At 70.9% G+C, this 13462-nt stretch carries 11 protein-coding genes; 8 read left to right on the forward strand and 3 right to left on the reverse strand.

Going from position 1 to position 13462, the window contains the following annotated elements:
• Positions 1 to 181: 181 nt before the first annotated feature.
• Positions 182 to 1642, forward strand: a complete 1461-nt coding sequence (locus ABD240_RS05300) for an NCS2 family permease (RefSeq protein WP_291798503.1) — start codon at positions 182 to 184, stop codon at positions 1640 to 1642.
• A gap of 299 nt (positions 1643 to 1941) precedes the next feature.
• Here the strand turns inward: ABD240_RS05300 and ABD240_RS05305 are convergent, their stop codons facing one another.
• Positions 1942 to 2961, reverse strand: a complete 1020-nt coding sequence (locus tag ABD240_RS05305; protein WP_291798446.1) for an SGNH/GDSL hydrolase family protein — start codon at positions 2959 to 2961, stop codon at positions 1942 to 1944.
• Positions 2962 to 3201: 240 nt separating this feature from the next.
• Between ABD240_RS05305 and ABD240_RS05310 the strand changes: the two genes are divergently transcribed.
• Positions 3202 to 4530, forward strand: coding sequence for an amidohydrolase (locus ABD240_RS05310; protein WP_344335892.1), 1329 nt, complete (start codon positions 3202 to 3204; stop codon positions 4528 to 4530).
• Positions 4527 to 6404, forward strand: coding sequence for a threonine/serine exporter family protein (locus ABD240_RS05315; RefSeq protein WP_344335895.1), 1878 nt, complete (start codon positions 4527 to 4529; stop codon positions 6402 to 6404). The genes ABD240_RS05310 and ABD240_RS05315 overlap by 4 nt, the downstream gene beginning before the upstream one ends.
• A gap of 116 nt (positions 6405 to 6520) precedes the next feature.
• Here ABD240_RS05315 and ABD240_RS05320 read toward each other — a convergent pair whose 3' ends face one another.
• Entirely contained in the window at positions 6521 to 7198 is a 678-nt protein-coding gene (locus ABD240_RS05320; protein WP_344335897.1) for a uracil-DNA glycosylase, read from the reverse strand.
• A gap of 390 nt (positions 7199 to 7588) precedes the next feature.
• Between ABD240_RS05320 and ABD240_RS05325 the strand changes: the two genes are divergently transcribed.
• From ABD240_RS05325 to groL, 5 genes are all read left to right on the forward strand, one after another.
• Positions 7589 to 9055 carry an aldehyde dehydrogenase family protein gene (locus ABD240_RS05325; RefSeq protein WP_344335900.1) on the forward strand — a complete coding sequence of 489 codons (1467 nt, stop codon included), beginning with the start codon at positions 7589 to 7591 and terminating at the stop codon, positions 9053 to 9055.
• 321 nt (positions 9056 to 9376) lie between these two features.
• A complete protein-coding gene (locus ABD240_RS05330; RefSeq protein ID WP_344335903.1) occupies positions 9377 to 9727 on the forward strand; it encodes a DUF3263 domain-containing protein in 351 nt (116 codons plus the stop codon).
• A gap of 9 nt (positions 9728 to 9736) precedes the next feature.
• Entirely contained in the window at positions 9737 to 10369 is a 633-nt protein-coding gene (locus ABD240_RS05335; RefSeq protein ID WP_344335905.1) for a LytR C-terminal domain-containing protein, read from the forward strand.
• 146 nt (positions 10370 to 10515) lie between these two features.
• A complete protein-coding gene (locus ABD240_RS05340; RefSeq protein WP_344335908.1) occupies positions 10516 to 10719 on the forward strand; it encodes a cold-shock protein in 204 nt (67 codons plus the stop codon).
• A gap of 272 nt (positions 10720 to 10991) precedes the next feature.
• Entirely contained in the window at positions 10992 to 12620 is a 1629-nt protein-coding gene (groL, locus tag ABD240_RS05345; RefSeq protein ID WP_344335910.1) for a chaperonin GroEL, read from the forward strand.
• Between the two features lie 94 nt (positions 12621 to 12714).
• Here groL and ABD240_RS05350 read toward each other — a convergent pair whose 3' ends face one another.
• Positions 12715 to 13407 (reverse strand): DUF1707 SHOCT-like domain-containing protein, encoded by a 693-nt coding sequence (locus ABD240_RS05350; RefSeq protein ID WP_344335913.1) that lies wholly within the window; start codon positions 13405 to 13407, stop codon positions 12715 to 12717.
• Positions 13408 to 13462 lie beyond the last annotated feature (55 nt).

Genomic DNA, 13462 nt, shown 5'->3' on the forward strand with positions numbered 1-13462 from the left:
CATCCTCGGACACGGTTCGTCGAGACAGGCAGCGCGTTCACCCGTCCGGTCGAGCCGGTAGCATGGGGCGGTGAATTCGCACCAGACTCCCAGCAGCGACAGCACCTCACAGCGACAGGCGGGCCCGGCCTCGGCGGCGGGTTCCGCATCCGGCGGCACCGGCACCACGTCCTCAGCAGCCGTGAAGTCCGGTGGCGGGTTCCTCGATCGCTTCTTCGAACTCTCCACCCGCAACTCGAGCGTGGGGCGGGAGGTGCGGGGCGGCGTCGCCACCTTCTTCGCGATGGCCTACATCGTGGTCCTCAATCCGCTGATCATGGGAACGGTGGCGGACTCGGCCGGTGAGTTCCTCGGCGGGGGAGCCGAGCCCAACCTCCCCGCCATCGCCGCCGCGACCTCGCTGGTGTCCGGTCTGCTCACGATCCTCATGGGCCTCGTGGGCAACTTCCCGATGGCGGTCTCGTCCAGCCTGGGCCTCTCCGCGCTGCTCACCTACGGCATCGTCGCGCTGCCGGGCATGACCTGGGCGGATGCGATGGGCCTCGTCGTCATCGAGGGCGTCATCCTCCTCATCCTCGTCCTCACCGGCTTCCGCACCGCGATCTTCAATGCGGTCCCGGAGCAGCTGAAGACCGCGATCAGCGTGGGCATCGGCCTGTTCATCGCGATGATCGGCATGATCAACACCGGCTTCATCTCCTACGAAGGCGGCCCCGGCTTCCAGCTGGGCATGAACGGCTACATCTCCGGGTGGCCGCTCGTGATCTTCCTGCTGGCGCTGTTCGCACTGTTCGTCATGTGGGCCGCCGGTGTGCGCGGCGCGATCCTCTACTCGATCATCGGTGCGACCGTCGTGGCACTCGTACTCGAAGCCGTCTTCCGTGTGGGGCCGCAGACCGGAGCGGACGGCGGGGTCGTCAACGAGCACGGCTGGGGCCTCTCCGTGCCCACGCTGGACCAGGAATGGCTGAGCCTGCCCGACTTCTCCGTGCTGGGGTCCTTCAACCTGCTGGGATCGTGGTCCCACATCGGCGTGCTCTCGGCCACGCTCGCGGTGTTCACCCTGCTGCTCGCGAACTTCTTCGACCTGCTCGGCACGATGGTCGCCGTCTCCAAGACCGGCGGCATCGAGGACGAGAACGGTGAGATCCCGCGCTCCAAGCGGATCATGATCGCGGACGCGCTGGGCGCTGTGGGCGGCGGCATGGGCGGCACCTCGTCGAACTCCGGATTCATCGAGTCCACGGTGGGTGCCGGCGACGGCGCACGCACCGGGCTGGCGAACGTGGTCACCGGTGTGCTGTTCCTGCTCACCATCCTCCTCGCGCCGCTCGCAGCAGTCATCCCCACCGAGGCCGCCTCGCCCACCCTCGTCCTCGTGGGCTTCCTCATGATGCAGCAGATCACGAACATCGACTGGAAGGACCTGGAGCTCGCGATCCCGGCCTACATGACCATCGTCATGATGCCGTTCTCCTACTCGATCACCAACGGGATCGGCGCGGGCTTCATCACCTACGTCATCATCAAGCTGGTGCGGGGCCGCTTCCGCGAGGTGCACCCGCTCATGTACCTCACCTCGGCGCTGTTCGCCGTGTACTTCATTTCGGGACCGCTGCAGGACCTCGTCGCCGGTCTCTGAGCGCTGCCCGTTCGCGGGTGGGACGCCGCGCTGGGGTTGGTGCTGCGCTGAGTGCGGGCCCCGCGAGTCCTCCGTGCCGCCCACATATGAGTGGGCGGCGGCGCACATTTCCGGGCCCTCGCGAATGCAGGGCCCGCGAGTCCCCGGTGCCGCCCACGTATGGGTGGGTGTGCGTGCACATACACGGGCGCTCGGGCACCAGAACTCTCGCCGCGCCCGAGGCCGCCTCGGGTGTCCGGCACCCGCTCACCCGGCGAGGCACCCGCGCGCCCGGCTCTCCGCACCTCGCACGCCGAACCTCACTCCCGCACACGGGTGAGCCCGGGCTGCTTGGGCTCGAGACCGTCGCCGGAGGAGACGCCGCGCAGGCGGCGTGACACCCACGGGGCGAGGTGCGTGCGCACCCAGGCTGCCTCCTCGGCGACGGCCTGCCGGACCTGTCGTCCGGGCCGCTCCGGCATCGCGAATCCCGAGCGGGTGCCCGGCGTGCCCTCGAGCGTGGCCAGCGCCTGCTGGGAGACGAGTTCGTGTCCCGCCGCGCTGAGGTGGATGCGGTCGTCGGCCCACATCGGGGGTGCGTAGAGGTCCCGCAGACCCCAGACGTCGAGCATGTAGCAGCCGTGCCGCTGCGCGATGGTCCACAGGTGGGCGTTGTAGATCGCCACGCGCGGCCGCACGGCCCTGAGCAGCGGGCTCGCCGTCTCCGTGTCGTACCCGTTGACCATGAGCACGGCGATGCCCGCCTCCCGCAGGCGGATGATCGCCTTCTCCATCTCCGTAGCGAGAGCGTCGATGTCCGTGTAGGGCCGCAGGCAGTCGTTGCCGCCGGCGCAGATGCTCACGAGATCCGGTGCCAGCTCCAGCGCGCGGGGCAGCTGCTCGGCCAGCACCTGGTCCGCGAGCCGTCCGCGGATCGCGAGGTTGGCATAGGTGAGGTCCTCGGATCCGGCGGGCGAGGTGACGAGCTGCTCCGCGAGCCTGTCCGCCCAGCCGCGGAACCGTTCGCTCCCGTGGGGGTGCTCGAGATCGGCAGCTCCCGCTCCCGCCGCGAGGTCACCGGCCCCCGAGGCCTCCGCGAGGGTGCTGCCCCAGGCGGCACCCTCCCCGCCGTCCGCTGCCCGCGCACGTCCTCCCGTGCCGACGCCGGCGGCGCGGACGTAGTCCTCCTGCGGCCCCGTCTTCCCGCCGTGAGATCCTGCGCCCGGCTCGCCGGTCCCGGCGCCCTGCCCGGCGGCGCCCGCGTCCGGCTGCGGATCGTGGAAGTCCATGAGACCCTCCGTGAAGGAATCGCCGATGGCCACGTAGCTGGAGAAGGTCATGGGTGTGCGCTCCTTGGCATCCGGTTCGCAGACTCGCGCTGCTCGCTGCGGGGACCATGGGAGGTTCCCCTGCCGTCGTCGGCAATCCTACGACTCGGGCGCGTCTCACAGGGAACGTCGCGGTAACGTAGTTCCGGACGCAGCGCCGCCGGTCAGAACGCTCGCACGGAGCACTCGCTGCGCATCCCCGGCCGGTGCTGCCCTTCAGCCCCAGCGCCCGTGCTCACCAGGAGGTTCGCCGTGTACCGATCCGTTTCCGTTCCCGCCGCCAGGGACCTCGCCCTCGTCGGCGGCCGTGTGCTTCCCGTCGCGGACGAGCAGGGCCGGCGGGCGGCTCCGCTGGACCCGGGTGTGGTGCTCGTGAGGGATGGGCGGATCGCAGCCGTGGGTGCGGTGGGCGAGGTGGAGGTCCCGGCGGAGGCCGAGGTGATCGACTGCGCCGGCACAGTGCTCACGCCCGGCCTCGTGGAGGCGCACGGGCACCTGGGCGTGCACGAGGACGGAGAGGGCTGGGCCGGCGACGACACCAACGAGATGACGATCGTCGACGGTGCGAAGCTGAGGGCCCTCGATGCCATCAATCCCCGCGAGGTGGGTTTCAAGGACGCACTGCGGGGCGGCGTCACCTCCGCCGTCGTCAAACCGGGTTCCGGCAATCCCATCGGCGGGCGCACCGTCGCGGTGAAGACGTGGGGCCGCGTGGTCGACGAGATGGTGATCCGCGAGGACGTGTCCGTGAAGTCCGCGCTGGGGGAGAACCCCAAGCGCGTGCACGGGGAGAAGGGCAGGATGCCCTCGGTGCGCATGGGCGTGGCCGCGGCTCTGCGCGAGGCGTTCGTGGAGGCCCAGAACTACGTCGCCGCCCGTGCCGCCGCGCACTCCGAGGGCAAGCCCTTCGCCCGCGATCTGGGCAAGGAGACCCTGGCGGCGGTGCTCGCGGGGGAGCTGGCGTGGGACCAGCACTGCCACCGTGCGGACGACATCGCCACGGCCGTCCGCCTGTCCGAGGAGTTCGGCTACCGTCTGGTCGTCAACCACGGCACCGAGGGGCATCTGCTCGCGGACTACCTCGCGGAGAAGGGCATCGACGTGATCGTCGGTCCGCTCATGACCAGCCGGTCCAAGGTGGAGCTGCGCGAGCGCACGCTCGCCACCCCGGCCGCGCTCGCGGAGGCGGGCGTGCGCATCGCGCTCACCACGGACCACCCCGTGGTCCCCATCAACTTCCTCATCCACGAGGCGACGCTGGCGGTGAAGGACGGGCTCGATCCCGTCGTCGCGCTCGAGTCCCTCACCGTCAACCCCGCCGCGATGCTGGGGCTGGACGACCGCGTGGGCTCGCTCGCGCCCGGCCGTGACGCGGACATCGCAGTGTGGTCGGCGGACCCGCTGGACGTCCACGCCCGTGCCGAGCACGTCTACATCGCCGGGCGCCGGGTGTACCGCTGGGACGAGGAGAGCGGTCAGGGCGAGGTCGCAGATCCCCACGGCCCCACCCGCGTGGCACATGTGCAGGCAGGCGGGAAGGCGCAGGCAGGCGAGACGGAGAGGAGCGCGGATACCAGGTGACCGAGGCCCACGGCGCACAGGAGCACGGCCGAGGCCCGTCCGGCACCGCGGACGGGCTCCGCACGCGCGCTGTCCCGTCCTCCGACGGCGAGGCGGGTACGGCTCCCACGGGCGGGGCGCTGCCCGCCGAGGCCCCCACGGGTGGAGGCGAGACCGGCACCGCGCCCACCTCGGGAAGGCCTGCCGTGCCCTCCCGGCCGCCGCTCGGTGGGGAGACCGGCACCGCGCCCTCACGCGGGCGGCGACCCGGCCGGTCCTCGCGCGCGGAGGCCGTGACGGTCCCCGCCGGTCCGCACGCCGGTGCCGGATCGCCGGCCGGTCCCGGCGGAGGGTCCGGAGCGCCCATCGGCTCCCAGCAGCGGCGGGCGCAGGTCCGCAGCCTGCTGGTGCGCTCCACCGGCCCGCGGTCCAGCGCCAGTGCCGCGCGGGCCGCGCAGCGGATCGCCCGCCGCGCCGTCACGAAGATCGTCGACGACTCCGCCCCCAGCACCAACCCCATCCCCATCGTCGCGGTGCTTCGCGGCACCCCCTACTCCGCCCCGGTCGAGGCCGCCGCCAAGAGCGAGGACGAGGCCCGGCAGATCCTCGACCTCGCGGGCGACCTCGGCGCCATCATGATGCGGGCCGGCTCCGGCACCCAGGACGTGCAGGTCTCCGTCATCGCGGTGTGCACCTCCCTGGGGCTGTCCACGGCAGAGGTCGACCTCACCTCCAACTCCCTCACCGTCCACTACATGGACCCGGAGGGCCGGCTCCTCACGGTCATGCGCGTCAACCGCGAGGAGTCCCTGCACTTCGCCAAGCTCTCCGCCGTGCACACGCTGGTCACGGACCTCGTCGACGGCAAGCTGGGCTACCAGGAGGCCCGCGACCGCCTCGACGCGATCCGTCGGCAGAAGCGCCCCTACCCGGAGTGGCTGGTCTACACGGCCTGGGGCGCGCTGGTGGCCGGATTCGTGGCGCTGGTGGGCGGCTCGTGGGTGTCCTCCCTGCTGGGGTTCGTCATCACCATCGCGAACATGCGGTTCGGCGAGATCCTCTCCCGCACCCGCATGCCGTACTTCTTCATCGTGGTGTTCCAGGCGATGGCCATCACGCTCATCGCGATGGCCGCGAACACGCTCCACCTCATCTCCACGCCGCAGTTCCTGGTGGCGTCCGGGATCGTGCTCCTGCTGCCCACCATGGGACTGGTCTCCGCCGTGCAGGACGCGCTCACGGACTTCCCGCTCACGGCCTCGGGCCGGGTCATCCAGGTGGCGCTGTCCTTCACCGCCATCGTCACGGGCATCGCGGCGGGCATCTCGATCGGCAACGCGGTGGGGCTGCGCACCATCGAGGTGACGCTGCCCAGCACCGGCACGCAGTTCCTCACCACGCTCGTCTCACTGTTCGCGGCGCTGCTCGTGGCCGCGGGCGGGGCGATCGGCATGCAGGCCTCCAAGCGCCTCCTGCTGCCCACCAGTCTCATCGGCCTCGTGGGCTTCGGCGTCATGGTGCTGTGCCTGGTGGCGGGGCTCGACGGCATGGTCACGAGCTTCCTCGCCTCCACCGTGGTGGGCATCCTCGCCCGGCCCACGGCGCTGCGGCTGGGCGCGCCGGCGACGGTGGTGCTGATCCCCGGCATCTATCCGCTGCTGTCCGGCCTGTCGATCTTCACCGCGGCGTACACGATCGTGCAGCCGGCGGAGGGCGTCAACCTCTCCGACGGGCTCTCCTCGCTGTTCTCCGCGATCGCCACCAATGCCGCACTGGCCGTGGGCGGCGTGTTCGGCGGCTTCCTCGCCACCGCGCTGCCCTACGGGAAGGCAGGCAAGCGGCTGCGGAACCTGCGGGGGAAGGGGAAGCAGGCCGCTGCCGAGGCCGACTCCTGACCCGGCGGCGAGTGCGGAACTCAGCTCCGCCCGGGCCTCGGCGGTCTGTGCCGGACCCCGACGTCCGCCGCCGGCGCGGTGCTCGTGCCCGTCGAGCGGCGGACGCGGGTCCGCGCCTACTCCAGGCGCCAGTCCACGGGGGCGGCGCCCTGCTGCTCCAGCAGGGCGTTCACGCGGGAGAACGGACGGGAGCCGAAGAACCCGCGTGAGGCGGACAGCGGCGACGGGTGCGCGGACTCGACGGTGGGGATCCCCCGCAGCCGCGGCCGCAGCGACTGCGCGTCACGGCCCCACAGGAGCGCGACGAGGGGTGCCTCCCTCTCCACGAGTGCCTCGATGGCGCGGTCCGTGACCTCTTCCCAGCCCCGGCCGCGGTGCGAGGCGGGCTTGCCCGGCATGACCGTGAGGCAGCGGTTGAGGAGCATCACTCCCTGCTGCGACCACGGCGTGAGGTCGCCGGTGGAGGCGGGCGGGATGCCCAGATCGTCCTGCAGCTCCCGGTAGATGTTCGTGAGCGACCGGGGGAGGGGCCGCACGTCCGGCGCCACGGAGAAGGACAGACCGATGGGATGGCCCGGGGTGGGGTAGGGATCCTGCCCCACGACGAGCACGCGCACACGCGCGAGCGGCGGGACGAAGGCGGCGAAGATCCGGTCCCCCGAGGGGAGGTACCCGCGCCCTGCGGCGTTCTCCTCGCGGAGGAATGCGCCCATGCGGCGGATGGCGGGCTCCACGGGCGCCAGCGCCTGCGCCCAGTCAGCGGCCATGATGTTCTCGAGCGGTTGGTCAGGCATGGCTGCCAGCATACGGCGGATGTGGGTCCCTGGGCAGGCGCACCCGTCATGCGGCTTCCCGCCCACCCATGGGTGGGTGGGAGACACGTTTCGGGGCTCTGCGGACAGCGCCGGCTGACACGGCGCGCCGGCGCACAGCCCCTGTGCGGGTTCGAGTGCCCGGTGCGGGTTCCGGACTGCAGGCGGGCCGTGCGCACCGGGCGCAGTGGTGGATATGCTCTGAGGGAGGTTCAGAGACGAACGCCACACGCGTGCCCGCGTGCGGCCCGATTTCGAAGCCGTATCCGCAGCAGCCGGGGCGTGCACGGCACAGACGTTCACGCCAGGCTCTGATGCGTGCATCCGACCGTGCGGTCCGGCTGCATCGACCGAGTTGAGGAGACTTTCACCATGACGGGATTCCCGGAGAAGAAGCACTGGCCCATGCTGATCGGCGGGGAGTGGGTCGACGCCCTCGACGGCTCCACCTCCGACGTCATCACGCCCATCGACCGCAATGTCGTGATCGCGACGGTGCCGCAGGGCAAGGAGGCGGATGCGGACCGCGCCGTCGAGGCCGCGCGCGCAGCGTTCCCCGGCTGGGCCGGCCTCCACTTCAAGGAGCGGCAGAAGCTCATCCTCCAGGCCGCGGACGCGCTCGAGGCCAGGATCGAGGACCTCGCCCAGCTCACGGCCGTGGATACCGGCAACGCGCTGCGCACGCAGGCGCGTCCGGAGGCGCAGACGCTCGTGGACCTGTTCCGCTACATGGGCGGCGTCGCCGGTGAGGTCAAGGGCGTCACCCTGCCGGCCGGCGAGCAGCAGCTCCAGTACACCCGCCGTGAGCCCCTGGGCGTGGTCGCGGGCATCCTGCCCTGGAACTCCCCGCTCATGATCGCGGCGTTCAAGACCCCGGCCGCGCTGGCCGCGGGCAACACGATCATCCTCAAGTGCGCGGAGGACGCCCCGCTCACCATCCTGGAGATGGGCCGCATCATCGCGGACATCCTCCCCGCGGGCGTGCTCAACATCGTCACCGGCAAGGGCTCCGTGATCGGCGAGCGCCTGGCCGTCCACCCGGGCGTGGACAAGGTCTCCTTCACCGGCTCCACCGGGGTGGGCCGCCACATCGCCGAGGTCGCGGGCAAGCGCCTTGCCCACTCCTCGATGGAGCTGGGCGGCAAGTCGCCCTGCATCGTGTTCCCGGATTCGGACACGGACGCCGTGGCGGACCAGGTGGTCCTCTCCACCCGCTTCGCCAGGCAGGGCCAGTCCTGCACCTCGGGCTCCCGCCTGTTCCTCCACGAGGACATCTACGACTCGTTCCTCGCCAAGGTCGTGGAGCGCATCGGCGCGATGAAGGTGGGCGATCCCCGCGACGAGGCCAGCGACATCGGCGCGGTGAACTCCGCCAAGCAGTGGAACACCATCCAGAACTACATCGAGATCGGCGAGTCGATGGAGGGCGTGGAGATCGCCTACGACGGCCGCGAGTCGCTCGAGGTGGGGGAGCCCGGCTTCTACCACGCGCCCATCGTCTTCTCCCGTGCCCGGAACGACTGGCAGACCTCCAAGGAGGAGATCTTCGGGCCCGTCCTCTCCGTCATCCCGTGGAAGGACGAGGACGAGGTCGTGGAGATGGCCAACGACAACGAGTACGGCCTCGCAGCGTTCGTCTTCGCCAAGGACGTGGACGCGGCGCTGCGCACCGCGCACCGGATCGAATCCGGGTGGGTGCAGGTCAACCAGGGCGGCGGCCAGGTGGCCGGCCAGTCCTACGGCGGCTTCAAGCAGTCCGGGTTCGGCCGCGAGGCCTCGTTGGAGGGCCTGCTCGAGGGCTTCACCCAGATCAAGCAGGTCAACGTCAAGCTGGGTTGATCAATCCTCCTCGCCCACCGTCGTTGCAGGTCAGCGGCGGTGGGCGAGATTCCTCCATGTCGTCCCCGCCGACCTGTGACAGCCGCGTGACAACACTGCGCAGCAGGCGTGACCCCTCTGCGCTCGTGAAGCAGGCCCCCGTCCGTCCTGCATAGGACGGACGGGGGCCTGTCTGCGTCCTCGGCCGTGCCGACCCGGACGGGGTGCCGGGTGTCGAGGAGGGTGCCGGGCGCGCGCCGGCGGGGAGATCGGCACTCGCCGGTGCGGCGCAGGGCCGGAGGCGCCCGGTGGCGGGTAGACTCGGCCCTCGAAGGAGGCGGAATGGCTGAGGAGCGGAAGAACTCCGGGGAGTCGCCGGACGCGGCGGCGGGCGCGGCGGACCGGCCGGCGACGCCGGAGACCACGGCGGAGCCGCAGGAGCCCGGCGGGGAGCTGAGCGCGCTCGACCAGGAGATCCTGGAGTTCGAGCGCACCTGGTTCACCTACGGCGGCGCCAAGGACCATGCGATCCGTGAGCGCTTCGACATGTCCGCGGGCGCGTACTTCCAGCGCCTCGCGGTGCTCCTCGACGACCCGCACGCCTATGCCCATGACCCCGTTCTCATCAAGCGGCTGCGCCGGATCCGCGACGGTCGCCAGCGCAACCGCTCGCACGCCCGCATCGCACGCTGAGGAGAGTCCGTGCCCGAATACCCAGAAGACGAGTTCGATCGGATCGCCCCCACGGGCCGCCGCGGCGCGCACAGGCGCGAGCCGGAGAGCGGTCAGCGCGGCGCGTACACGATCATCGCGGTGGTCGCGGTCATCGCCGTGCTTCTGATCGTGGGCGTCGTGAACATCATCCGCACCTCGTTCTCCAACCCGGAGGACAACGTCGCAGAGCCCACTCCCGCGGCCACGCAGAGCGAGGAGCCGGAAGGGGAGGAGAGTCCCACGGACGAGGCGAGCGACCCCTCCGAGGCCGAGGTCGACAAGTCCTCCGTGAGCATCGGCATCTACAACGGCTCCGGCGTCAACGGCGCCGGGAGCGCGTTCGCGGACGCCGCGACCGCCCATGGCTGGACCGTCTCGGACATCGTCACCTACGCGACCCCGTCCACGACCTCCACCGTCTACTACTCCGCTCCGGAGTACGAGGCTCAGGCAGCCGTTCTCGCCAGCGATCTGGGAATCGACAGCATCGCGGAGTCTGGGGAGTTCCCGGAGCACATCACCGCCGTCATCACCTCGGACATCGCGGAGCAGGGGCCGCCGGAGGTCGAGGGCGACGCGGGCGCCGAGGACGATGCCGGCGCGCAGGACTCCGGCGCCTGAGCGCAGGCGCCTGAGCGGCGGTCACAACTGCGTAACGGGTGCGTCCGCCCGCGGTGTGCCCCCAGGGTGCCGGATAGGCTGAGCGGGCCGCTCGGCGATGAGCGCCGGCCGGTGGCAATGCAGTATCCGGAACGGAGCACAGAGCGATGGCTCAGGGAACAGTCAAGTGGTTCAACGCTGAGAAGGGCTACGGTTTCATCACCGAGGCCGGCGGCGGTCAGGACGTCTTCGTCCACTGGAGCGCTATCCAGATGGACGGGTACCGCTCCCTCGAGGAGGGGCAGACGGTCGAATTCACGGTGGGGCAGGGCGAGAAGGGTCCCCAGGCGGAGCAGGTGACGCCCCTCTGACCGCTCTCACCTGCGCGGTCGCACGGCGTTCCGGCAGGTCCCCCTCCCCGCGCCCCGCGCACGCGATTCCGCTGACGGCGAGCACAGTCTCCGCCGTCAGCGGAATCTTTTGCACTCCGGGGGTGAGAGTGCTAAAAATTGGACTGTGAACCTCGCACACGACACGAGGGCACCGCGTCTCTGCGGCATGGAGCAGTGAGGCGGGCCCGGCCGTCGCGGGCATGTCGGGTCGGGGGAGACGCACCACCCGCAAGAGGGAGGAAGCAAGCCACATGGCAAAGCTCATCGCATTCGACGAAGAGGCACGTCGCGGCCTCGAGACCGGCCTCAACACGCTGGCCGACGCCGTCAAGGTGACCCTGGGCCCCCGTGGCCGCAACGTCGTCCTGGAGAAGAAGTGGGGCGCACCCACGATCACCAACGACGGCGTGTCCATCGCCAAGGAGATCGAGCTCGAGGATCCCTACGAGAAGATCGGCGCGGAGCTCGTCAAGGAGGTCGCCAAGAAGACCGACGACGTCGCAGGCGACGGCACCACCACCGCCACCGTCCTCGCCCAGGCGCTGGTCCGCGAGGGCCTGCGCAACGTGGCGGCCGGCGCTGATCCGCTGAGCCTCAAGCGCGGCATCGAGAAGGCCGTCAAGGCCGTCACGGACGTGCTGCTCGACTCCGCCCAGGAGATCGAGACCAAGGAGCAGATCGCGGCGACCGCAGGCATCTCCGCAGGCGACCCGGCGATCGGCGAGCTCATCGCCGAGGCCATCGACAAGGTCGGCAAGGAAGGCGTCGTCACCGTCGAGGAGTCCAACACCTTCGGCCTCGAGCTCGAGCTCACCGAGGGCATGCGCTTCGACAAGGGCTACATCTCCGGCTACTTCGTCACGGACGCGGAGCGCCAGGAGACGGTGCTCGAGGATCCCTACATCCTCATCGTCAACTCCAAGGTCTCCAATGTGAAGGACCTGCTCCCGGTCCTCGAGAAGGTGCAGCAGTCGGGCAAGCCGCTGCTCATCATCGCCGAGGACGTCGAGGGCGAGGCCCTGGCGGTGCTCGTGGTCAACAAGATCCGCGGCACCTTCAAGTCCGTGGCCGTCAAGGCTCCCGGGTTCGGCGACCGCCGCAAGGCGCAGCTCGCTGACATCGCGATCCTCACCGGCGGTCAGGTCATCGCGGAGGAGGTCGGCCTCAAGCTGGAGAACGCCACCGTCGACCTGCTGGGCACCGCCCGCAAGGTCGTCGTCACCAAGGACGAGACCACCATCGTCGAGGGTGCGGGCGACAGCGAGGAGATCGCAGGTCGCGTGTCCCAGATCCGTGCCGAGATCGAGGCCTCGGACTCGGACTACGACCGTGAGAAGCTCCAGGAGCGCCTCGCGAAGCTGGCCGGCGGCGTGGCCGTCATCAAGGCCGGCGCCGCGACCGAGGTGGAGCTCAAGGAGCGCAAGCACCGCATCGAGGACGCCGTCCGCAACGCCAAGGCCGCAGTGGACGAGGGCATCGTCGCCGGCGGCGGCGTGGCGCTCATCCAGGCCGGCAAGACCGCCTTCGAGGGCCTCGAGCTCTCCGGCGACGAGGCCACCGGCGCCTCGATCGTCAAGGTCGCCGTGGACGCGCCGCTCAAGCAGATCGCCTTCAACGCGGGCCTCGAGCCCGGCGTCGTCGCCGCGAAGGTCCGCGAGCTGCCCTCCGGGCACGGCCTCAACGCCGCCACCGGTGAGTACGAGGACCTGCTGGCCGCCGGTGTCAACGACCCGGTGAAGGTCACCCGTTCGGCGCTGCAGAACGCCGCGTCGATCGCCGGTCTGTTCCTCACCACCGAGGCGGTCGTCGCCGACAAGCCGGAGCCCGCTCCGGCCGCCGGTGCCGATCCGACCGGCGGCATGGGCGGCATGGACTTCTGAGTCCGCTCCGTCCCGCTGGGACACCGGGGCCCTGTGGACGCGCGCGTCCACAGGGCCCCGTGCTGTTCGGGGGCGCCAGGCCGCAGGGTGAGGATCAGTCCTCTCTGTGGTGACGGCGCCGGTGGGCCCGCCTGCGCTCCTCACGGGTGTCCGTGACATCGCGTCCGAGGGAGCCGCCCTTCTCCAGCTCCTGCTGCGCTCGCGCATCGCCCAGCTGCGCGCGAGCGCGGAGGGTGAGGAGCCGCCGGCGCTCCGCGATGATCGCCTCCTTGCGGGTGAGCGTGGAGACGAAGCCGCCACCTACGCCGAGGATGACGAACAGCGGCCAGAAGAAGTAGAACCCGCCGCCGAGGGAGGTGAACAGCCAGATGGCCAGACAGATGCCCACCGGACCTGCGACGAGGCCCCAGGCCTCCTTCTTCACCCGCGCGGAGTAGTACGCCCGGGCGGCGGCGTCGATCGCCTCGGGCGTGGTGGGCACGGGATCGTCCGCCGCGCGCAGCCGGGCCAGGGTCTGCGCGGTGCGCGCGTCGAGGTCAGTGCCCGCAGCGGCGGAGGCCGGCGGGGGTACGAGGTCCTTCAGCACCGGGACGACGTCGCCGAGCCGTTTGACTGCACCCGCCGCGGTGAGCCTCTCGTCATGCTCGTCCGCATCGAGCAGGCCGGTGGCATAGGCCTCGCCCACAGCGGCGAAGAGGACGGCACGGTCCGCATCCGAGGCGCGCAGCTCCGGCTCTCTGTGGGGATCGGCGCTGAACTCCGCCCAGACGCCTGCATCGAGGGGCATGGTCCAACGGTACTCCCTGGAGGCCGCCGCGGGGCGGCGCTGAGCGCTGCCCTTC

The sequence above is a fragment of the Brevibacterium salitolerans genome (genome assembly GCF_039531405.1).
GTDB classification, from domain to species: Bacteria; Actinomycetota; Actinomycetes; order Actinomycetales; family Brevibacteriaceae; genus Brevibacterium; species Brevibacterium salitolerans.